At 70.3% G+C, this 20,807-nt stretch carries 23 protein-coding genes and 1 riboswitch; of the genes, 11 read left to right on the top strand and 12 right to left on the bottom strand.

The features are described from left to right. Positions 1-12: 12 nt before the first annotated feature. Positions 13-1,005, bottom strand: a complete 993-nt coding sequence (locus G3I78_RS32885; protein ID WP_164431384.1) for a YafY family protein — start codon at positions 1,003-1,005, stop codon at positions 13-15. Between the two features lie 93 nt (positions 1,006-1,098). Here G3I78_RS32885 and G3I78_RS32880 point away from each other — a divergent pair, with 93 nt between their 5' ends. After that, positions 1,099-1,497 carry a VOC family protein gene (locus tag G3I78_RS32880; RefSeq protein WP_164431382.1) on the top strand — a complete coding sequence of 133 codons (399 nt, stop codon included), beginning with the start codon at positions 1,099-1,101 and terminating at the stop codon, positions 1,495-1,497. Positions 1,498-1,526: 29 nt separating this feature from the next. Further along, complete coding sequence (locus tag G3I78_RS32875) at positions 1,527-2,072, top strand: GNAT family N-acetyltransferase (RefSeq protein ID WP_164431380.1); 546 nt, start codon at positions 1,527-1,529, stop codon at positions 2,070-2,072. Here G3I78_RS32875 and G3I78_RS32870 read toward each other — a convergent pair. The 3 genes from G3I78_RS32870 to G3I78_RS32860 form a co-directional block, all read right to left on the bottom strand. Continuing rightward, entirely contained in the window at positions 2,069-2,587 is a 519-nt protein-coding gene (locus G3I78_RS32870; protein WP_164431378.1) for a Uma2 family endonuclease, read from the bottom strand. The genes G3I78_RS32875 and G3I78_RS32870 overlap by 4 nt on opposite strands. A 41-nt stretch (positions 2,588-2,628) precedes the next feature. Continuing rightward, entirely contained in the window at positions 2,629-3,471 is an 843-nt protein-coding gene (locus G3I78_RS32865; RefSeq protein ID WP_164431662.1) for a helix-turn-helix domain-containing protein, read from the bottom strand. Positions 3,472-3,622: 151 nt separating this feature from the next. Next, positions 3,623-4,159: an ATP-binding protein gene (locus G3I78_RS32860; protein ID WP_343243909.1), complete on the bottom strand. Its 537-nt coding sequence runs from the start codon at positions 4,157-4,159 to the stop codon at positions 3,623-3,625. Between the two features lie 155 nt (positions 4,160-4,314). Here G3I78_RS32860 and G3I78_RS32855 point away from each other — a divergent pair, with 155 nt between their 5' ends. Beyond that, a complete protein-coding gene (locus G3I78_RS32855) occupies positions 4,315-5,169 on the top strand; it encodes a helix-turn-helix transcriptional regulator (protein ID WP_164431376.1) in 855 nt (284 codons plus the stop codon). Beyond that, a complete protein-coding gene (locus G3I78_RS32850; protein WP_164431374.1) occupies positions 5,166-5,369 on the top strand; it encodes a DUF397 domain-containing protein in 204 nt (67 codons plus the stop codon). The genes G3I78_RS32855 and G3I78_RS32850 overlap by 4 nt, the downstream gene beginning before the upstream one ends. 63 nt (positions 5,370-5,432) lie before the next feature. Here the strand turns inward: G3I78_RS32850 and G3I78_RS32845 are convergent, their stop codons facing one another. After that, complete coding sequence (locus G3I78_RS32845) at positions 5,433-6,008, bottom strand: TerD family protein (RefSeq protein WP_164431372.1); 576 nt, start codon at positions 6,006-6,008, stop codon at positions 5,433-5,435. 169 nt (positions 6,009-6,177) lie between these two features. Between G3I78_RS32845 and arfB the strand changes: the two genes are divergently transcribed. Then, complete coding sequence (arfB, locus tag G3I78_RS32840; RefSeq protein ID WP_164431370.1) at positions 6,178-6,615, top strand: alternative ribosome rescue aminoacyl-tRNA hydrolase ArfB; 438 nt, start codon at positions 6,178-6,180, stop codon at positions 6,613-6,615. Positions 6,616-6,859: 244 nt separating this feature from the next. Here the strand turns inward: arfB and G3I78_RS32835 are convergent, their stop codons facing one another. Then, positions 6,860-7,405 (bottom strand): flavin reductase family protein, encoded by a 546-nt coding sequence (locus tag G3I78_RS32835; protein ID WP_164431660.1) that lies wholly within the window; start codon positions 7,403-7,405, stop codon positions 6,860-6,862. Between the two features lie 348 nt (positions 7,406-7,753). On the opposite strand from G3I78_RS32835, the gene cdgB reads away from it, so the two are divergent. Further along, positions 7,754-9,409: a diguanylate cyclase CdgB gene (gene cdgB, locus G3I78_RS32830; RefSeq protein WP_164431367.1), complete on the top strand. Its 1,656-nt coding sequence runs from the start codon at positions 7,754-7,756 to the stop codon at positions 9,407-9,409. A gap of 120 nt (positions 9,410-9,529) precedes the next feature. Then, positions 9,530-10,471, top strand: coding sequence for a CBM35 domain-containing protein (locus G3I78_RS32825; RefSeq protein WP_164431356.1), 942 nt, complete (start codon positions 9,530-9,532; stop codon positions 10,469-10,471). 3 nt (positions 10,472-10,474) lie between these two features. Here G3I78_RS32825 and G3I78_RS32820 read toward each other — a convergent pair whose 3' ends face one another. The 3 genes from G3I78_RS32820 to G3I78_RS32810 form a co-directional block, all read right to left on the bottom strand. Then, entirely contained in the window at positions 10,475-11,404 is a 930-nt protein-coding gene (locus G3I78_RS32820) for a 1-phosphofructokinase family hexose kinase (RefSeq protein ID WP_164431354.1), read from the bottom strand. A 77-nt stretch (positions 11,405-11,481) separates the two neighbouring features. Continuing rightward, a complete protein-coding gene (gene nagA, locus G3I78_RS32815; protein ID WP_164431352.1) occupies positions 11,482-12,666 on the bottom strand; it encodes an N-acetylglucosamine-6-phosphate deacetylase in 1,185 nt (394 codons plus the stop codon). Next, on the bottom strand, positions 12,666-13,610 hold the full coding sequence (locus G3I78_RS32810; RefSeq protein WP_164431350.1) for an ROK family protein: 945 nt from the start codon (positions 13,608-13,610) through the stop codon (positions 12,666-12,668). The genes nagA and G3I78_RS32810 overlap by 1 nt, the downstream gene beginning before the upstream one ends. A 169-nt stretch (positions 13,611-13,779) precedes the next feature. Here G3I78_RS32810 and G3I78_RS32805 point away from each other — a divergent pair, with 169 nt between their 5' ends. Both G3I78_RS32805 and G3I78_RS32800 read left to right on the top strand, forming a co-directional pair. Next, positions 13,780-14,988 (top strand): extracellular solute-binding protein, encoded by a 1,209-nt coding sequence (locus G3I78_RS32805; protein WP_164431659.1) that lies wholly within the window; start codon positions 13,780-13,782, stop codon positions 14,986-14,988. An 81-nt stretch (positions 14,989-15,069) separates the two neighbouring features. Beyond that, positions 15,070-15,297: a DUF3263 domain-containing protein gene (locus G3I78_RS32800; protein WP_164431342.1), complete on the top strand. Its 228-nt coding sequence runs from the start codon at positions 15,070-15,072 to the stop codon at positions 15,295-15,297. Positions 15,298-15,300: 3 nt separating this feature from the next. Here G3I78_RS32800 and otsB read toward each other — a convergent pair whose 3' ends face one another. From otsB to G3I78_RS32785, 3 genes are all read right to left on the bottom strand, one after another. Further along, positions 15,301-16,137 carry a trehalose-phosphatase gene (gene otsB / locus G3I78_RS32795; protein WP_164431340.1) on the bottom strand — a complete coding sequence of 279 codons (837 nt, stop codon included), beginning with the start codon at positions 16,135-16,137 and terminating at the stop codon, positions 15,301-15,303. Continuing rightward, positions 16,134-17,531: a trehalose-6-phosphate synthase gene (locus G3I78_RS32790; RefSeq protein WP_164431330.1), complete on the bottom strand. Its 1,398-nt coding sequence runs from the start codon at positions 17,529-17,531 to the stop codon at positions 16,134-16,136. The genes otsB and G3I78_RS32790 overlap by 4 nt, the downstream gene beginning before the upstream one ends. A gap of 100 nt (positions 17,532-17,631) precedes the next feature. After that, positions 17,632-18,576: a glucosyl-3-phosphoglycerate synthase gene (locus tag G3I78_RS32785; RefSeq protein WP_164431328.1), complete on the bottom strand. Its 945-nt coding sequence runs from the start codon at positions 18,574-18,576 to the stop codon at positions 17,632-17,634. 135 nt (positions 18,577-18,711) lie between these two features. Further along, a riboswitch (SAM riboswitch) is annotated at positions 18,712-18,870 on the top strand. Between the two features lie 17 nt (positions 18,871-18,887). Between G3I78_RS32785 and thrC the strand changes: the two genes are divergently transcribed. Both thrC and G3I78_RS32775 read left to right on the top strand, forming a co-directional pair. Next, a complete protein-coding gene (thrC, locus tag G3I78_RS32780) occupies positions 18,888-20,168 on the top strand; it encodes a threonine synthase (protein WP_164431326.1) in 1,281 nt (426 codons plus the stop codon). A gap of 39 nt (positions 20,169-20,207) precedes the next feature. Continuing rightward, positions 20,208-20,483: a ubiquitin-like small modifier protein 1 gene (locus tag G3I78_RS32775; RefSeq protein WP_164431324.1), complete on the top strand. Its 276-nt coding sequence runs from the start codon at positions 20,208-20,210 to the stop codon at positions 20,481-20,483. Positions 20,484-20,807: the final 324 nt, after the last annotated feature.

The following is a 20,807-nucleotide window of genomic DNA, read 5'->3' as shown; positions in this document are numbered from 1 at the left end:
CGCCCCTCGTCGTCAGCCCTGGCGGGCGCGGGACGCGAGGCGATCCGCGAACTCGATGACCAGGTCGCGGAGTTCGGCGGGGCGCTCGACGACGAACGGCCGGTCGAGCGAGGCGAGGACCGGGGGCAGCCAGTCGAGCCGCTCGGCCCGTAGTTCGACACGCAGCCAGCGCGCAGCTGCCGGGTCGTCGTCGCCGGAGGCGGGCTCGGGCTCGGGCTCGGGCTCGGGCTCCTCCAGGCTCGCCACGCTCGCGGGAAGGCGGGCGCGGATCTGCTCGACCGTCCCGTGGATCCGCAGGGTCACCTCATGCCGGTACCCGGCCGTGGCGAACCCCGACAGCAGGCGCTGTGCCGGATCGGGGCCCACGGGTGCCTCGAACGAGCCGGGCAGGGTCCGCGCGTCCGCGATGCGGTCGAGCCGGAAGGTGCGGTCCTCGCCGGTGACGTACCACCGGCCCGCGTGGGCGACGATCCCGTAGGCGTGCAGGGTGCGTTCGCTGCGCTGTCCGTCGCGGTCGGTGTAGCGGATCGAGACCGGCCGGCGGTGGCGTACCGCGTCGGCGACGGTGAGCAGGACACCGGCGTCCGGGTGCTCCGACTCGCCGGGCTGATCGGTGAAGGCGAGGGCTTCCAGGAGCGTGTCGAGGCGGTGGGCGATGTGCCGGGGCAGCACCCGCCGGATCTTGGCCGACGCCGTCTCGTTCGCCGTGCGCTGTGCCGTCGTCAGCCCGGCCCGGCGGCCGGCGACCAGGCCGAGCAGCACGGCCAGCGCCTCGTCGTCGCTGAGCATGAGCGGGGGCAGGCGGTACCCGGGGGCGAGCCGGTACCCGCCGTAACGACCGCGCACCGACTCCACGGGTACGTCGAGGTCGACCAGCTGGTCGACGTAGCGCCGTACAGTGCGCCCCTCGACGCCGAGCCGGTCGGCGAGTTCGGCCACGGTCCGGGTGCCGCCGGACTGAAGCAGTTCCAGGAGTGTCAGCACGCGGCCGGTGGGTCGAGCCATGCACGCAACCTAACGCAAATACAGGACCGATTCTGTCCTCTATTTCTCCTAGCCTGCGATGTGCACGCCTTCAGCACAGCCAAGGAGATCCCCATGGACTTCGTCTCGATCCGCATCATCACCGGCGACGTCGCCCGTCTCGTCGCGTTCTACGAGCGGGCCACCGGAGTGCGGGCGGAGTGGGCCACCGAGGACTTCGCCGAGCTCAGGACCCCGGGCGCCACCCTCGCGATCGCGAGCACCCGCACCGTCCCGCTGTTCGCCCCGGGCTCGGCCCGCCCGGCGGCCAACCACAGCGTGATCACCGAGTTCCTCGTCGACGACGTGGACCGCGTCCACCAGAACCTGACCGGCCACGTCACCGACTTCGTCAACGGTCCCACCACGATGCCCTGGGGCAACCGCTCCCTCCTCTTCCGCGACCCCGACGGCAACCTCGTCAACTTCTTCACCCCCGTCACCCCGGCGGCCATCGAGAAGTTCGCCCGCTGAGACCAGACACCCCTTGCTAACTTGCGCGGATGGATGAACTGGACCTCGTGACGTGGCCGCCCGAGCCGATCAGGACCGAGCGTCTTGTACTCCGTGCATCCGAGGGACGGGACCGTACGGCGTTCATCGAGCTGCTGGCCTCGCCGGAGGCGCACACCTACCTCGGCGGCCCCCGGGCGCGTGACGAACTCGAGCGGGAGACCCCTGAGGTGCCCGAGCGGTGGCCCGGGAGTTTCGTCGTCGATCTCGACGGGACGATGATCGGCCAGATCCTCCTCAGGAGGGCAACCGGTCACCGCCGCCCGGCTGCCGTGGGAAAGGCCGACCTCGGCTACCTGTTCCTGCCGCGATCCTGGGGCAACGGCTATGCGGCCGAGGCATGCGGGGCGGCACTCGGCTGGCTCGACGGAGTTCTCCCCGGAGAGCCGGTCGTGCTCACCACCCAGACCGCCAACACCGCCTCGATGCGCCTTGCGACGAAGCTGGGATTCACCGAGGTGGAACGCTTCGAGGCATGGGGCTCCGAACAGTGGCTCGGCATGCGGCCCCCGGTCACGCCGAGCGGCCGTGGCTAGTCCTTGTACTGGGGCAGGTTGTCCGTGGAGATCGTCCACTCGCCGATGGTGACGTCCTCGCCGTAGACGAAATCCTTGCGGGTGGCGTAGCGGGGGCCTTCGGGGGTGGGGTGGATGTCGGTGAGGACAGCGCCGGTGGCGGTGCGGGGGTCGAAGATCGCGTAGACGGGGATACCGATCAGGGGGTAGTCGCGCACCTTCCCGACCCAGTCGTTGTCGGGATTGGAGCGGGAGACGACCTCGATGGCGGCCCTGAGTGTGCGAGGGTCGAAGGAGCCCGGGACATCCATGTCTGCCATGGCGATCACCATCACGTCGGGACGACGCATGATGCCTTCCGGCTCGTTCTCCACGTCGGGCTTGCCCGAGTGGGCCACGATCTCCTTCGGGGCCACGTTTTCGAGGCGCCTCCGAAGCCGCGCTCGGGTCAGCTCGTGAGGGCTGTTGGGCGAACCCAGATCGTGTACGAGGCCGTTCTTGGTGATCTCGAACTTGCCCGGCAGCGTGTCTTCCATGGTCAGTAGGAGGCTTCGCGTGGCCCGGTGCTGGTGGGAGTTCACGTTGAGGGCACTCCCGCGGCATCGTGTCGGCAGTCTCGGCAGAGGCCGGGGCCGGGAGCGCGGAAGACGCGGTCGCAGGTGTCGCAGGTCTGGGGTCGGTGCCGTACCTCCGGGGGTGGAGACGGCGGGCGGTATGGAGGGAGGGGCGGCAGGTGGGTGGTGAGGCGGTGGGCCAGGAGGGCCGCCGGGCGGTTCAGGGGCTCTGTGGGGAGATGGGTGGTCAGGGCGTGGAGTACGGCGCTGGGGGTCGCCTCGCGTTCCAGCCAGGCCGCGACTCCGGGGGCCAGGTGTTCCGTCTCCGTGGCCGACAGGAGCAGGCGGGGGTCGTGGCGGCGGAGCGTGGTGACGACTTCGGTGGCGATCCGCAGCAGCTCCGGGGCCGGGCAGCCCGGCTGCGGTACGGCGGGGAGGAGCCGCTTGCGGGGCGGGTGCCGTGGTTTCTTCGGCGGCGCCGGGGCATGGTCGCGATGGCCGGGCCGGTTGCAGGAGACCGTGCGGGTGACGACCCGGCCGCCGGGGATGCGTTCGCGGGTGCGGCGGAGGTAGCCGTGGGTCTCCAGTTCGCGCAGGGCGGCGGCGATACGGGTCCGGCCCTCCGGGAAGCGGCCGGCGAGGGTCTTGATGTCCACGGGAGCGCCCACGGGGAGCGACTGGAGGTACAGGGCCAGCCCTCTCGCGGTGAGCGACAGCTCCGCGTGCTGGGCCAGGTGGTTGCCGATCACCGTGAAGCGTTCGGTGTGGCGGGCGTTGTCGTGGCGGAGGCCACCCTCGCGCGGGTGGTTTTTGCCCGCGGGGCGGGACTGGGCGCGCGGCGGCGCGCTAGGGTTTTCGGTGTCCATCGGGAAGCGCTCTTCTTCCTTGGTGGTCAGGCCCTCGCATTGGGATGCCAGTCCCGGCGAGGGCCGTCGTATGTCCGCTGTGTGACTGCGGTTGTGCTGCCGTGAGCGTAGAGCAAGCAACCGGGCCGAAATCCAGCTGAGTTGGTGATGTTCACCCGGGCGAGTGAGCTGCGGCTTCGACACGTGAGGAGCCGGGAGGAGGGGTGGGGCTTGGGTGGGTTTCTTTCACCCCGGAGTTCCTTTGGGAAAGGCAGCCCACGCCACCGGAGTTCCGGTTCCCGGCCCCCGGTGAGACGTCGACCTCCGCCCACACCGTCTTGCGCGGCCGGGGCCCCGGCGCGACACCCCAGCGGTCGGCCAACGTCTCCACGAGTGCCAGCCCCCGCCCCGACTCCGCGTCCGGCGCAAGGAGTTGCACACACGGCAAACGGTCACCCCGGGTGTCCGTGACCTCGATGCGCAGGGTGCCGCCGACGACGTAGAGCGTGATGCGGAAGTCGCGTCCCGGGACCCGGCCGTGTGTCACCGCGTTCGCCGCCAGCTCCGCCACGATGTGCTCCGCGGGGTCCAACGGGAGTCCCCACTCACGGAGTTGCTCGCAGGCCAGGAGTCGGGCCAGGCGGGCTCCCCGTGGTGTGGAGGACAGGGGCGCGCTGAAGTTGCGGATGGCGGCGGTTTCTTGATTCACGTCACTCAGCGTGGCCGGGCGTGCGTACCGTGAACAGTGACGTCGCCGATGCGTACGGTGACTGTCCGGAGCTTGTCCGGTCGTGTCCGGGCTGTCGGGGGCGGTCGTGGGGGTAGGGGCGTCGCGGGTACGGACGTACGGCGGAGGGGTGCGGGATGAGTGTGGACGGCGAGACGGTCGACCCCGGGTGGGAGGTCGACCCCGATGACGAGTGGGGTGTCGCGGTCATCGCGACGGTCGGACGGCAACTCAAACTGCGGCGCGAGGCCGTGGGGATGCGGGCCGCCGACTTCGGTGAGGCCGTCGGGTACGGCGAGGACATGGTCTACAAGATCGAGGGCGGCAAACGGATCCCCCGGCTCGACTATCTGGACAAGGCCGACGAGGTCTTGGGGGCGGGTGGGCTCATCGCCGCGATGAAGGAGGACGTGAGGAAGGTCCGGTATCCGAAGAGGGTTCGGGAGCTGGCCAAGTTGGAGGCGCAGGCCGTTGAGATCGGGGTCTATGAATCCAACAGCGTCCATGGGTTGTTGCAGATCGCGGAGCATGCACGGGCGCTCTTCGAGGCGGCGCAACCGCCGTACTCGCAGGACGACGTGGAGCGCATGGTGGTTGCTCGTCTGGCCCGGCAGTCGGTCTTCGAACGTGACCCGGCTCCGTCCATCCACTTCGTGTTGGAGGAGGCAGTCGTACGTCGACCGGTCGGGGGCACAATGGTGTGGCGACAGCAGCTCGAACGTCTGCTGGAGGTGGGGAGGTTGCGCAACGTCACGCTGCAGATCATGCCGACGAACAGCGACGCCCACCCAGGCCTGGACGGCAAGATCGAGCTGCTGAAGTTTCCGGACGGAACAGCGGTGGGGCGTTCGGACGGCGCCTTCAACGGCCGCCCCATCACCGACCCGAAACAGCTCCGCATCCTTGAGCTGCGGTATGGCACCATCCGGGCTCAGGCGCTCCCGCCACGGGAGTCACTGGCCTTCATCGAGCAACTGCTGGGAGAAACATGATCCGCAAGTCCGCTGCCGGGGACGCCTCCGAGCTGGTGTGGTTCAAGAGCAGCTACAGCAGCGGCACGGACGGCAACTCCTGCGTCGAGATCGCCACCGCCCCCGACGCCATCCACATCCGCGACTCCAAGAACGACCCCACCGCCCCCCACTTCACCGTCACCCCCGCCACCTGGACCGCCTTCATCGCACAGGCCTAGAAGACGGAACGCCGGAGCCCCCGGCCGGTATCGGCCAGGGGCTCCCGCTCACCGCTGTGCGTGTCAGACGTTCACGCCGAAGTCCTGGGCGATGCCGACCAGGCCCGAGGCGTAGCCCTGGCCGACCGCGCGGAACTTCCACTCCGCGCCGTTGCGGTACAGCTCGCCGAAGACCATCGCGGTCTCCGTCGCCGCGTCCTCGGAGAGGTCGTAGCGGGCGATCTCGGCGCCGCCGGCCTGGTTCACGATGCGGATGTACGCGTTGCGGACCTGGCCGAAGTTCTGCGAGCGGTTCTCCGCGTCGTAGATCGAGACCGGGAAGACGATCTTGTCGATGTCGGCCGGGAGGCCGGCCAGGTTGACGTTGATCGCCTCGTCGTCGCCGGCGCCCTCGCCGGTGCGGTTGTCACCGGTGTGGACGATGGTCTGGTCCGGGGTCTGCTTGTTGTTGAAGAACACGAAGTGGGCGTCCGAGTAGACCTTGCCCTCCGTGTTGACCGCGATCGCGGAGGCGTCGAGGTCGAAGTCCGTGCCGGTGGTGGTGCGGACGTCCCAGCCGAGGCCCACGGTGACGGCGGTCAGGCCCGGAGCCTCCTTGGTGAGCGAGACGTTGCCACCCTTGGACAGGCTTACAGCCATTGTTGGGAGTCCCTTCCCTCGTTAAGTAACGGGCACGAAGCTACAGCTACCCCTATGAACGCCGCGAGCGGTGTCGAAGGTTCCCCGCTTCTTTACTTTCTTTACCGAACCGCGAACGGGGGGCCGACAGGCGATATTGGGGTGACGTGGACGGGTCAGGGGCGGGAACATGGACCCCATGTCCGGTCCCTACGTCATCCGCGGCTCCGTCTCCCTGCCCGAGGCCGAGCTCATGTGGCGTTTCTCGCGGTCGTCCGGGCCCGGTGGGCAGCACGTCAACACCAGCGACTCCCAGGTGGAGCTGCGGTTCGACCTCGCCCGCACCGAGTCCCTGCCCGAGGTGTGGAAGCAGCGGGCCCTCACCAAGCTGGCCTCGCGACTCGTGGACGGGGTCGTCGTCGTACGGTCCTCCGAGCACCGGTCGCAGTGGCGGAACCGCGAGACCGCGGCCGTACGCCTCGCGGCGCTGCTCGCGGAGGCCACGGCGCCGCCGCCGAAGCCGCGGCGGGCGACCCGGATTCCTCGTGGGATCAACGAGCGGCGGCTGCGGGAGAAGAAGCAGCGGTCGGACACGAAGCGGGGGCGGTCGGGCCGGGACTGGGGCTGACGGGTCCCTCGTCGGGTCCGGCGCCGTCGTCGTGCCTCTCGCGCTGCCGCGGGACGGCCCAGTCCGGCGAACCCTCGTGTTCACGTTCGTACACGATCGAGAATTCCCGGCCGGGGCGGACGGGTATGCCCGCGGCGGCCTCGGAATTCCCGGGTGTGATCTTTTTTGCGGCGGGGTGCGAATGCCATCCGGAGGCCTGGATCGGGGGCCTGGATCAGGGTCTGGATCCGGGCCCCCGCGGAATTCATCCCAACTGCCGGTACCTGCCACGGAAATAGGTCAGGGGCCCGCCGTCCGCGCTCGGTACGGACGCGGTCAGGACGCGGCCGATCACGAGGGTGTGGTCGCCGGCCGGCACGCTCTGCTCGGTGCGGCACTCCAGGGTGGCGAGGGCGCCGCCCACCAGTGCGGCGCCGGTCGCGGCACCGCGGACGTACGGGATGTCCTCGAACAGCAGCCGGTCGCTGATGCGGCCCTTCATGGCGAAGCGGCCCGCGATGTGCCGCTGGCTCTCGGACAGCACGGAGACCGCCCAGTGCGGCTGCTCGTCGAGGAGGTCGTCCATCCGGGACCCGGTACGCAGGCTGACCAGCACCAACGGGGGGTCCAGGGAGACCGACAGGAACGCCGTGGCCGTCATGCCGACGTCCTCGCCCTTGGGCCCGTCGCTGTCGAGCGGGGGCTCGAACGCGGTCACCAGGACCACGCCCGCGGCCAGCCGGGACATGGCGGCGCGGAACTCGTCGTTGCTCACCCCCACAGCATGCCCGGAGGCGGGCGCGGGGATCATCGGGACCGTGGCGGGGGGAGTGTTCGGCACGTCGGAAACGCTAATCTCCGGTGCGAGCGCCCCGCATCGGGCCTCCGCCCGAGGCCGGACCTAGGTCTACCGGCGGAGATGCGCACGGAGATACCCACGGCGATACGTACGGCGTTCACAAACACCCAAACTTTGCGTTCAGTAAACGCACAGGAAAAACGCAGAAACCCCGTTCAATTGCTCATCTTTCGCTGTGACTTGAGTCACAAGAGGTGCCAATTGTTGACCCTGTGTACCGGGCGGGGAGCGCGCTGTGATTCAGTGGCTGGACAGATGACCCTTGATTCGCTGCGAGGTCTCGGGGGGAGGTCAAGCAAAATGGAGACTGAGTCGGAGCCCTACGTCCGTCTTGCGTCCCTGCGTCAGCTGCACCAGGTCATGGCCGACATGAACACGGCCCGTAGCCTGGCCGACACATTGCAGACGGTCGCGAACGGCGTGGTCCAGGCGCTCGGCTACGAGCTGGCGTGCGTCAATCTCGTGCGCCCCGACGGCGACCTCGTCGTCGCCGCCTTCTCGGGGAACCAGGCGGCCGAGGCGCTCATCACCGGCCGGGTCGGCTCCCGGGACTCCTGGGAGCGCCGGCTGAGCATGGGGGAGACCTGGGGCGACCTGGTCTTCATCCCGCACACCGAGGGCTGGATCCTCGACGACGACGACGTCCCGCAGTGGTACACCGACGGGCCCGCGCCCCGCTTCGAGGACGAGTGGCACCCCTCCGACCGGCTCTTCGCGCCGATGTACACACCGAGCGTGCCGGGCGGCAAGTGCGGCGAGCTGATCGGCGTGCTCTCCGTGGACCGGCCGCGCAACGGCCGCCGGCCGGGCGCCTGGGGCCGTGAAGCGCTCCAGATGTACGCGTTCCAGGCCGCCATCGCGATCAGCAACGCGCGTCTACGCGCGAACATGCAGCGCGCTCTGGTCAGGCTCGAAAGGGAGCAGCAGGCCCTCAGGGCGAGCGAGGAGAGCTTCCGGCAGGCCTTCGAGTACGCCCCCTCAGGCATGGCCATCGCCGAGATGGGCGGCGACCAGCACGGCCGCATCCTGCGCACCAACGACGCCCTGTGCCGCCTGCTGGGCCGCCCCGCCTCCGCGATGCGCCGCTACGCCTTCTCCGACCTCGTCCACCCCGAGGACATAGGCACCCTGCTGCGGACCTCCGCGGAGGGCGGGCGCGCCGAGCTGCGCCTGGGCCGCCGCGACGGCACCTACGTATGGGTGTCGCTGCGCAACAGCGTGGTCGCGGACGCCGCCGACGGCCCCCGCTTCCTGCTCACCCACGTCGAGGACATCGAGGAGCGCAAGCGCCGCGAGCTCCAGCTCGCCCACCGCGCCTCCCACGACTCCCTCACCGGCCTCCCGAACTCCGCCGAGCTGCGCGCCCGGCTCTCCTCCCGGCTCTGCCAGCGCCCCACCCATGCGGGCGCCCTGGAGTCCATGGACGCGGCCTACGGCCACCCCGCCGTCTACGACGCGAACGGCCACGGCTTCGACTTCCGGCCCGGCGCGGAGTCGTACGACGGCTTCGACCACCATGTCCACACCGTCGCCCCCGAGGGGGAGCGCGACGACGGTGCCAAGGGGCTCGCGGTCCTCTTCTGCGACCTCGACGGCTTCAAGTCGATCAACGACCGGTTCGGGCACAACGCGGGTGACGCGGTCCTCATCGAGGTGGCCCGGCGGCTGTCCCAGTGCGTCCGGGACGGCGACACCGTGGCCCGGCTCGGCGGCGACGAGTTCGTGATCCTTGCCAACGGCCTCGGCAAGGCCGACGCGGCCGACCTCGCGGTGCGCCTGCGCAACGAAATCATCCAGCCCATCCGGGCCGAGGGGCGGGCCGTGCGGGTCGGTGCCAGCTTCGGTATCGGCTGGGCACACTGCGGCATGACGGCGGACGAAGTGTTGAAGTCAGCCGACGAGCGGATGTACGTCGAGAAACGATCTCGTCCCAAACAACACAGACGCGCTGGATGACCCCAGGTCAGCGAGCCGATGCGATCCGAGTCACCCGTTTGGGCCATCAGGAGCGGGTAGGCTCGCCATTCTGACTCCACGTATCGCATCCGATCCGCACCTGTTGAGGAGTACCAAGGGATGACGTCCGGCAACAACGGCGCGAGCACGCCCGAGGACGACGACCCGTTCGGCTACCTCTACGCCGACGGCCAGGCCAACGGGGCCCAACCGCCCTCCGGCGGCTACGGCTACCCGAACTCCGTCAACAGAGTGCGCGCGGTCGGCCAGCGCCAGTACGGCCAGCAGCAGGCGCCCACCGCGCCGACGGCCCCCTACGGCCAGGTCCCGCAGCAGCAGGGCACCTACGGCCAGCCGAGCGCCCACTACGCGGCCCCCGAGACCCTCCCGGGCGCGGCCCCCACCAGCCAGCAGCCCATGCCGGGCTACAGCGGTCGCGGCGGTCGCGGCGGCGGCCCCAACACCAAGGGCCTCCTGATCGGCGCCATCGCGGTGGTCGCCGCGGTCGTCATCGGCATCGGCGTCGCGATGATGGGCGGCGACGGCTCGAAGAACGACGACGCGAACGGCGCGAGCACGACCCCGAGCACGTCCCAGAGCTCGGAGCCGAGCGCGTCGGCCTCCTCGTCGGAGGCGGAAGCCGCGGAGCTCCCGAAGGCCGACGTGAAGACGATGCGCCTGGAGGGCGGCGCGAGCGGCGCGTCCGACGTGAAGGGCGCCAAGTCCGACGGCGGCGTCTACATACAGGGCTTCAACCAGCAGGGCGCCTCGGTCACCTGGACGGTGAACGGCATCGAGAAGGCCGGCACCTACCGGGTCTACGTCCGCTACGCCCTCCCCGCCGACGACGCCAACGCCACGGTGACGGTCAACGGGAAGGCCTCTTCCCGCCCCCTGAACATGAAGAACTTCGGCGGGCTTCCGGCAAACGAATGGCAGGAGACCTGGGCCCAGGTCTCCCTGACCAAGGGCACCAACACGATCCAGCTCTCCTGCCAGCAGGGCAACCAGTGCAACGCCCTGCTCGACCAGTTCACCGTGACGGAGAACGTCGACCAGTAGAGGTCACGCCGCGCTGACCTCCCCCGTGACCGTGACCCGGTCCAGCAGGTTCTCGTAGGTCGGACGGTCGAACTCCCCTGCCGCCGGGGCCAGTACGGTCGCCGCCGACAGGGCTACCGCTCGGGTCAGGCGGTCCGGCCAGGGGAGTTGGTCGGTCAGGGCCGACAGGAGGCCGGCCACCGCGGAGTCGCCGGCGCCGGTGGGGTTGCCGCGGGTGGGGGCCGGGGGAGTGGCACGCCAGCGGCCCTCGGGGGTGGCCGCGAGGAGGCCCTGCGGGCCCAGGGAGGCCACCACCGCGAGGGCGCCCCGCCGCCGTGCGTCCTGTGTCGCGCGCAGCGGGTCGTGGGAGCCGGTCAGTTCGGAGAGTTCGGTGGCGTTCGGCTTGAGGATGTCCGGGCGGGCGGCGACCCCGCGGCGCAGTGGCTCTCCGCTGGTGTCGAGGAGGACCGGGACCCCGGCCGCCTTCGCCGTGCGGATCAGGCCCGCGTACGCGCCCACCGGCACCCCCGGCGGAAGGCTGCCGCACAGGGCCACCGCCGAGGCGGCCGGGACGAGATCGTCGTACGCCTCCTGGAAGGCCGCCCACTCCGCCGAAGTCACCGTCGGGCCGGGCTCGTTGAGCTGGGTCGTGTCGCCGGTGAGTTCGTCCACGACCGCGATCGTGCGCCGGGTGGAGCCGGAGACGGGGACCAGCGCGTCCACCAGGCCCGGTACGGCGGTGAGTTGGTCCTGGACCACGCGGCCCGTGACACCGCCCGTGAAGCCCGTGACCGTCACCCCGTGGCCGAGCGCCGCCAGCACCCGGGCCACGTTCAGCCCCTTGCCGCCCGGGCGTTCGACGACCTCGGTGACCCGGTGGGTGGTGTGCGGCCGCAACGACCGTACGCGGTACGTGAGGTCGAGAGCGGTGTTCAGCGTGACCGTGAGGATCACCCGGGCCGACCTCCCCCGAAGACAGAATGAGACCGCCCAGTCTCCCAGGACACCGCCGCCCTCAACAGCGGGACACATCAACCCAGTTGCGGATCGACCACCCATTCGCCCCGGCGCATGACGCCCTTGAGGTCGAATTGATGGTCGAGAAGCACCAGGTCGGCGTCCTTCCCGGGCTCCAGGGAGCCGATGCGGTCCGACCTGCCCAGCAGCCGGGCCGGGTTGGCGCAGAGCGCGGCGACCACGTCCTCCACGGGTAGCCGGTCGACCGTCACCGCCCGCTTGAACGCACGGTCGAGCGTCAGCGTCGAGCCGGCGATCGAACCGCCCTCCACGAGCCGGGCCACCCCGTCGCTGACCTCCACCTCCAGCGGGCCGAGCATGTAACGGCCGTCGCCGAAGCCCGCCGCGTCCATCGCGTCCGTGATGAACGCGACCCGCCGCGGACCCGCGTGATGGAACGCCAGTTGCAGCGCGGCCGGGTGCAGATGCGTGCCGTCGTTGATCAGCTCGACCGTGATCCGCTCGTCCTCCAGGAGCGCGGCGATCGGGCCCGGGTCACGGTGGCCCAGGGGCGGCATCGCGTTGAAGAGGTGCGTGGCCACGGTCGCGCCCGCGTCGATGGCCTCGACGGTCTGCTCGTAGGACGCGTCCGTGTGACCGATCGCCGCGATGACACCGTGCTCGGCGAGCAGCCGTACGGAGTCCAGGCCGCCGGGGAGTTCGGTGGCGAGGGTGAGCATCCTCGCCTGTCCGCGCGCCGCGTCGATCAGCTTGCGGACCTCCGCCGGGTCGGGGTCGCGCAGCAGGTTCTCGGAGTGGGCGCCCTTGCGGCAGGGGGAGATGAAGGGGCCCTCGAAGTGGATACCGGCGATGTCGCCCTGCTCGGCGAGTTCGGAGAGGAGGCCGGCGCGTTCCGCGAGGAAGGCCATGTCGCCGGTGACGGTGGAGGCGACGAGGGTGGTGGTGCCGTGGGTCAGGTGGGTGCGGATGCCCTTGAGGATCTCCTCGGGGGTGCCCGAGGTGAACGAGGCTCCGCCGCCGCCGTGGTTGTGCAGGTCGACGAAGCCGGGGACCAGCCAGTGGTTGGTTACGTCTATGACCTGGGCGTTCTCCGGGGCGCTGCCTGCGATGCGGGTGCCGTCGATGATCACCCTGCCGTTCTTGACGGTTCCTGTGGGGAGGACGACCGTTGCGCCGGACAGGACGAGGGGCGCCTTGCCGGTTGCGGGATGCGGGTGCGCCCCTGGGTGGGCTGCCATCAGCTCGTTGCCTCCGTACCGTCGGTCTTGTTGACGAGATCCCAGGCCAGTAGGCCTGCGCCCAGGCATCCCGCCGTGTCGCCCAGGGCCGCCGGGACGATGGTCGGCTGCTTCTGGAAGGTGATCCGTTGCCGGACCGCGTTCCTGAGCGGTGTGAACAAGGTTTCCCCCGCCTCGGCCAGGCCGCCACCGATGATCAGGGTGCGGGGGTCCAGGAGGGTGAGGGCGGTGACCAGGCCGTCGGCCAGGGCGGCCACGGCGTGCTGCCAGACCTCCTGGGCCCTCGGGTCCGCGGCCTCGACCGCCTTGGCACAGGCCGCCGCGTCCGCCCCGGGGTCCCCGGTGGCGTCCGCCCACGCCTGTGACACGGCCGCCGCTGAGGCGTACCGCTCCAGGCAGCCCCGCTGACCGCACGGGCAGGGCGTGCCCCCGGGTCGTACGACGATGTGGCCGATCTCGCCCGCGAAGCCATGGGCGCCGGCCTCTACCCGGCCCCCGATGCCGATCGCGCCCGCGATGCCGGTGCCGAGGGGGACGAAGAGGAAGCGGTCGGTGCCCCGGCCCGCTCCGATACGGCCCTCCGCGAGGCCGCCGGTGCGGACGTCGTGGCCGAGGGCGACCGGGGCGCCGTCGAGGCGGGCGGTGAGCAGGTCGCGCAGGGGCAGGTCGCGCCAGCCCAGGTTGGCGGAGTAGGCGGCGACGCCGTGCTCCTCGTCGACGATGCCGGGGACGGCGACACCGGCGGCGGCCGCGGGGGCGCCGAGGTGCTGGACGCCGTACGCGCGCAGCTCGGCGGCGAAGTCGAGGATGCCGTCGACGACCGCGTCCGGTCCGCGCTCGCGGCCGGTCGCCCGGCGGGCCCGGTGCAGCAGCTCGCCGCCCGCACCGACCAGGGCCGCCTTCATCCCGGTGCCGCCCACGTCGAGGGCGATGACATGTCTCACGGGGGACAGTGTGGCCCCATGACCCGCAAGAGGTCTAGTCCACTCACGTGGTGTAGACCTTAGGGCGGAGATATGTATGACTTTTCGAAAGTTTTCGAACGTGAGTGTGGGGCGGTTGTCGGTGCGGCGGGGTAGGACGGGAACGATCGCGGCGGTGTCCGCGCTGGGCATGACGGCGGTCCTGGGCGGCTGCGGCCTCGGCTCCGGATCGGACGAGGTGACCCTGAGACTCGTCGCCGCCGACTACGGCGACAGCTCCGCCAACGGCTCGCAGAAGTACTGGGACAAGCTCGTCGAGGAGTACGAGGGCACGCACCCCGGCGTGAAGGTGGACGTCAGCGTGTACTCCTGGACCGACGTCGACCGCGAGGTCAAGGAGCTGGTCGACGACGGCAAGGCGCCGGACATGGCGCAGATCGGGGCGTACGCCGACTACGCGGACAAGGGCCTGCTCTACAAGGCCGACGACCTGCTCGGCATCCGCGAACAGGCCGACTTCGTCTCGCAGCTCGCGTCCGCCGGGCGGATCAACGGGGTGCAGTACGGGATGCCGTTCGCCGCCTCCACCCGGCTGCTCTTCTACAACAAGACCCTCTTCGCCGACGCCGGGATCTCCGCGCCGAAGACCTGGAAGCAGCTCGCCGCCGACGCCGAGGCGCTCAAGGCGGACGGCGTGAAGTACCCGTACGCGCTGCCGCTCGGCCCGGAGGAGGCACAGGCCGAGACCATGCAGTGGCTGCTCAGCGGGGGCGGCGGGTACATCGACTCGCTCGGGACGTACGGCATCGACTCCGAGGAGAACGTCGACACCCTGACCTGGCTCAAGGACGACCTGGTCGGCAAGGGGCTCACCGGACCGGTGGCGCCCGCGAGCCTGAACCGGGCCGACGCGTTCTCGGCGTTCGCCGCGGGGGACGTGGGCATGCTCAACGGGCATCCCTCGCTGATGAAGATCGCCGCCGCGAAGGGCGTGAAGTTCGGCATGGTGCCGATGCCCGGGGCCGCCGGGGAGACCAAGAACTCCATGGGCGTCGCCGACTGGATGATGGCGTTCCGGAAGAACGGCCACGCCGAGCAGGTGGGGGACTTCCTCGACTTCGTCTACAGCGAGAAGAACGTCCTCGCGTTCTCGCGCGAGTACGACCTGCTGCCGGTCACCAACTCCGCGTCCGTCGCGATGAGCGGGGCCTCCCAGGACGCCGACCTCAAGCCCTTCCTCGACGCGCTGCCCAGCTCCGAGCTGGCGCCGGTGGGCAAGACGTCCTGGGCGACGGTCAGCGCGGCCGTGAAGAAGCGGATCGGGGCCGCGGTGAGCGCGGACGGCAACCCCACCGCCGTGCTGCGGGAGCTTCAGCTGACCGCGCAGCGGGCCGAGTAGCCGCCGTCGGTGCCTTTGCCGGTGCTGCGGTTCGTGCTGTGGCCGGTGCCGTTGTCAGTGCCGGGGGCTACCGTGCCTGGCATGGAAGAGCTCGACCGCAGGGAGCGGGACATCCTCGCGCTGGAGCGCCGCGGCTTCACCGGGCCCGGCGCGAAGGAACGCGCGATCCGCGAGGAGCTGGGCCTGGCACCGGTCCGCTACTACCAGCTCCTGAACGCCCTCCTCGACGACGAACGGGCCCTGTCCTTCGACCCGGTGACGGTGAACCGGCTGCTCAGAGTCCGGGAGGGGCGGCGGTCGGAGAGATGAGCGTCAGCTGAGCCGGTCCGCCAGCGCCCGCAGCAGCTCCACCACGCCCCCCGGCCCGTCCACCACCAGGTCGGCCCGTTTGCGCAGTTCCGTCACCTCGTCGTTGCCGCTGCACAGCAGGAGGCCCGGGGTGCCGGTGGCGCGGAGGTCGTCGACGGCGGAGAAGGCCGGGAGGTCGCCGAGGTCGTCACCGCCGTAGAGGACGGACGTCGCCCCGGTCTCGCGGAGATGGGTGCGAAGGGCCACGCCCTTGTCCATGCCAGGGGGGCGCAGTTCCAGGACCAGGCGGCCGGGTTCGACGATCAGGCCGTGGCGTGCGGCGAGGCCGGTGAGAGGGGCGCGCAGGTTCTCGAAGGCGGCCTGGGGGTCCGGGGCCCGGCGGGTGTGGACGGCCACCGCCCGGCCGCCCTTCTCCTCGACCCAGGCGCCGGTCCCGGCGAGGAGGTCCGGCAGCTCGGCACGGACCGCGGCCACGCCCGGATGCGGCTCGGGCGCGGTGACCTCGCCCGTCACGGCGTCCCAGCGCTCCGCGCCGTAGTGGCCGAGCACGGTCAGATGCTCCAGGCCCGGCACGCCCGCGAAACCGCCGTTGCGGACCGCCACCTCGGCCGGGCGGCCGGTGATCACCGCGATCGACGCCACCTTCGGCGCGAGTGCCGCGAGGGCGGCCACCGCGTCGGGGTGCGCCCGCGCCCGCTCCGGGTCCGCGACGATCGGCGCGAGCGTCCCGTCGAAGTCGAGCCCGATCACCGCCCGCCGCGGCTCCGCGAGAATCGCCCGCAGCCCGTCCCGCCCGGCGGGCGTCACCGGGGTCGGCAGGGAGTCGGCGGCCCCGGTCATCGCGCGCTCAGCTCGTTCAGCGCGTTCAGCTGTTCCAGGAACCACTGGGCCGGTGGCAGGGCCGTCGCCGCCGCGGTCAGCTTCTTGGCGCGCTCGGCACGCTCGCCCGCCGGCATCGTCAGCGCCTCGTGCAGGGCCCGCGCGGTCTGCTCGATGTCGTACGGGTTCACCGTGATCGCGTCCTCGCCCAGCTCCTCGTACGCCCCCGCCTCCCGCGACAGCACCAGTGCGCACCCCTCGTCGGAGACCACCGGCACCTCCTTGGCGACCAGGTTCATGCCGTCCCGGATCGGGTTGACCAGGGCCACGTCGGCCAGCCGGTACGCGGCCAGGGAGCGGGCGAAGTCGTCCTTGACGTGCAGCACGACCGGGGTCCAACCGGGCGTGCCGTACGCCGAGTTGATCTCGTCCGCGAGCCGCTGCACCTCCGCCGTGTAGTCCCGGTACACCGCGAGGTCCTGCCGCGAGGGATACGCGAACGCCACGTGCACGACCCGCTCGCGCCACTCGGGCCGCGACTCCAGCAGCCGCCGGTAGGCCAGCAGTCCGCGCACGATGTTCTTCGACAGCTCGGTCCGGTCCACCCGTACGACCGTCCTGCGGCCCTCGCCGATCTCCTCGCGCAGGGCGGCCATGCGCTCCTCGACGTCCGCCCGGTGCGAGCGCTCGCGCAGGAAGTCCGCGTCGGCGCCGAGGCCGTGCACCCCGACCAGCGTCTCCCCGAGGCCGCCCGTGAACTCCGCGCAGCAGGCCGTGAAGGCGTCCGCCCAGCGGCGGGTGAGGAAGCCGAGCCGGTCCGCGCCGAGCATGCCGCGCAGCAGCCGGTCCGCGATGTCGTCGGGGAGCATCCGGAAGTAGTCCACCGGCGCCCACGGAGTGTGCGAGAAGTGCGAGATCCGCAGGTCGGGACGGAGCTCGCGGAGCATCCCCGGCACCAGGCACAGGTGGTAGTCCTGCACCAGGACCGCCGCCCCCTCGGCCGCCTCCTCCGCGAGCGCCTCGGCGAAAGCGCGGTTGTACGTCTCGTACGACGCCCACTGCCGCCGGAACTCCGCGTCGAAGGCCGGCTCCAGCGGGGTCTGGTAGAGCAGGTGGTGGACGAACCAGAGCACGGAGTTCGCGATGCCGTTGTACGCGTCCGCGTGCACGTCGGCCGGGATCGGCAGCATCCGTACGCCGTCCTCGCCGACTCCGCGCCGCACGGCCTCGCGGTCGCCGTCGGACAGGGCCGAGCACACCCACAGCGCGCCGGCCTCCGGGCCGATCGCCGAGAGGCCGGAGACGAGGCCGCCGCCGCCGCGCTTCGCGTTCAGCGAGCCGTCCTCGCCTACGTCGTAGGAGACGGGGCCTCGGTTGGACGCGACCAGTACGGGGGCGCTGCGCGATGAAGCCATGCCTCGAAATCTAGCCCGGGACTCAAACACTCAAACGTTTTTCGGGTGGGGGCCGGTGGGGGCTGGTCGCGCAGTTCCCCGCGCCCCTGGAGGGGCGCTTCTACGCGGCCTTTTTCTTCATGTACTCCGGGATCTCCGTCATCGGTGGGCGTTCCTCCGTGTCCACCGAGTACGTCCGTGGCTCGAAGCCGTCCGCTCCCCGCTCGAACTGGGTCAGGGAAGGGCGGATCAGATGGCCTCGGGCCAGCCGTAGCTGGGCGGTGCGGTAGATCGCGGCGGACATCCGGCCCAGGGCCTGGCCGTCCTGGTGGCGGTGTTTGCGGACTCCCACGTCGACCTGGGCCAGGGCGTCCAGGCCGGACAGGTGCAGGGCGTCGACCAGCATGCCCAGCTCCACGCCGTAGCCGACCGGGAACGGGAGCTGTTCGAGGAGGCTGCGGCGGGCCGCGTACTCGCCGCCGAGCGGCTGCACGAAACCGGCCAGCTGCGGCCAGTGCATGTTCAGCAGCGGGCGCGCCATCAGCTCGGTGACCCGGCCGCCCTGTCCGGCGGCGGCGCCCAGGGGACGGTCGTACATCGCCTTGACGAGGTCCACCCCGGGGTCGGTCAGGAGCGGGCCGACGATCCCGGAGACGAAGTCCGAGGAGAACTCCCTGAGGTCGGCGTCGATGAAGCAGACGATGTCCCCGGTGGTCACGAGCAGCGAGCGCCACAGGACCTCGCCCTTGCCCGGTACGGCCGGGACGCGGGGCAGGATGTCGTCGCGGTGCACGACCCGCGCACCGGCCTCGGCGGCCACCTTCGCGGTGCCGTCCGTCGATCCCGAGTCGACGACGACGATCTCGTCGACCAGCGGGACCTGGCACATGAGGTCGTGACGTATCACGGAGACGATGTCACCGACCGTCTCCTCCTCGTTGAGCGCGGGCAGCACCACGCTGACCGTCTGCCCGGTGCGCTGCTTGGCGGCCATGATCTGGTGGAGCGGGCGATCGGTCACCGACCAGGAGCGGGTGCTCAGCCAGCGCTCGACTTCTTCCAGCACGTAGGCGGCTCCTTCACATGTGATCTGTCTCGCCGTTCGGACGACTATCTCAACTGTCCAGGTTGTCGGTTACAGTCTTGAACAACGCGGGTGACCATCGCATGTCCTGGACGGCCCGCCGACACAACTTCATACCGCTCATCCAGAGGGGCAGAGGGATACGGCCCGATGAAGCCCCGGCAACCCTCCAGTCGGTTCTCGTAGCGATCGTTGACGATCGTCTCCGCGAGGCTCCCGACTCGGGAAGGTGCCAAATCCGTCTCACGGCGAAGTGCGTCGTGAGAAAGATGAGGAGAAAGGGCCTCGCCTCCATGGCTGCGCAGACTGTTGCAAGCACCACGAACTCCGTCGATCTCGGTCCCGCCGCGGCGTTGAGCTGCCGCGAATGCGGCCACCGGGTGCCGCTCGGCCCCGTCTTCGCCTGCGAGGAGTGTTTCGGCCCGCTCGAGATCGCGTACGACTTCTCGGCCTACGACACCGAGGAGCTCCGTAAGAAGATCGAGGCGGGACCCGCGAACATCTGGCGCTACGCCCCGCTGCTGCCCGTCCCCGCGGACGTGGCGGACAAGCCCAACATCAACCCCGGCTGGACCCAGCTCGTCAAGGCCGACAACCTGGCGCGTGAGCTGGGCGTCACCGGCGGTCTGTACATCAAGGACGACTCCGGCAACCCGACGCACTCTTTCAAGGACCGGGTCGTCGCCCAGGCCATCGAGGCCGCGCGCGCCTTCGGCTTCACCACCCTCTCCTGCTCCTCCACCGGCAACCTCGCCGGTGCGGTGGGTGCCGCCGCGGCCCGCGCCGGCTTCCGCTCCTGCGTGTTCATCCCGCACGACCTGGAGCAGGGCAAGGTCGTCATGGCCGCGATCTACGGCGGCGAGCTCGTCGGCATCGAGGGCAACTACGACGACGTGAACCGCTTCTGCTCCGAGCTGATCGGCGACCCGGCCGGCGAGGGCTGGGGCTTCGTCAACGTCAACCTGCGGCCGTACTACGCGGAGGGCTCCAAGACCCTGGCGTACGAGATCTGCGAGCAGCTGGGCTGGCGGCTCCCCGACCAGCTGGTCGTGCCGATCGCCTCCGGCTCGCAGCTCACGAAGATCGACAAGGGGCTCCAGGAGCTGATCAAGCTCGGGCTCGTCGAGGACCGGCCGTACAAGATCTTCGGTGCGCAGGCCGAGGGATGCAGCCCGGTCTCCGTCGCGTACAAGGCGGGGCACGACGTCGTACGGCCGCAGAAGCCGGACACCATCGCCAAGTCGCTGGCGATCGGCAACCCGGCGGACGGTCCTTACGTGCTGGACATCGCCCGTCGTACGGGGGGTGCGGTGGAGGACGTCAACGACGAGCAGGTCGTCGACGCGATTCGGCTGCTCGCCCGGACCGAGGGGATCTTCGCGGAGACCGCGGGCGGGGTGACCGTGGGTGTCACCAAGAAGCTGATCGAGAACGGGCTGCTGGATCCCTCGCTGACGACCGTCGTGCTGAACACGGGGGACGGGCTGAAGACGTTGGACGCGGTGGCGGGCACGGGGCTGACGGCGACGATTCGTCCCAGCCTTGATTCGTTCCGCGAGGCCGGACTCGTCTAGCCAGAAGCCGAAGCCCTTACCTGACCGGAGGTCCTGAACATGAGCGTTTCCGTCCGTATCCCCACCATCCTGCGCACCTACACCGGCGGGCAGGCCGAGGTGAGCGCCGAGGGGGCGACCCTCGGCGATGTCATCGCCGACCTGGAGAAGAACCACACCGGGATCGCCGCCCGTGTTCTGGACGACCAGGGCAAGCTGCGGCGGTTCGTGAACGTGTACGTGAACGACGACGACGTGCGGTTCGAGCAGGGGCTGGAGACGGCGACGCCCGACGGGGCCGGCGTCTCGATCATCCCGGCCGTCGCCGGCGGGTGACCGTATGACTGGTCATTACCTTCGGTAATAGCGATGACCGAGTGTTCATCTGATTGCCCCCTCCGTGAGAGAAGCGGAGGGGGCAATTCTCTATGGTTGAGCGCGGTACAGTTGGGGAACCAGCTGCTTTCTTCATGCCGGGCGCATATGAGTTCTGGTTCCACATGCGATGAGAAGTAGCCAAAGTGTGCGCGTCTTATGAGGCTTATGCGCCTTTTATGAGGCCCGACTTGCCCTGAATTCGGGCGAATTCTCCGTACATTCCTGACTGGTCTTGCCCAGAATTCTCGTCCGATTGACCTGTTGCAGACGGCAGTTGGACAG

This window comes from Streptomyces sp. SID13726, from assembly GCF_010548375.1.
Taxonomy (GTDB): domain Bacteria; phylum Actinomycetota; class Actinomycetes; order Streptomycetales; family Streptomycetaceae; genus Streptomyces.
The sequence above is the reverse complement of the archived record's forward strand: the minus strand, read 5'-3'. Positions and strand labels throughout refer to the sequence as shown.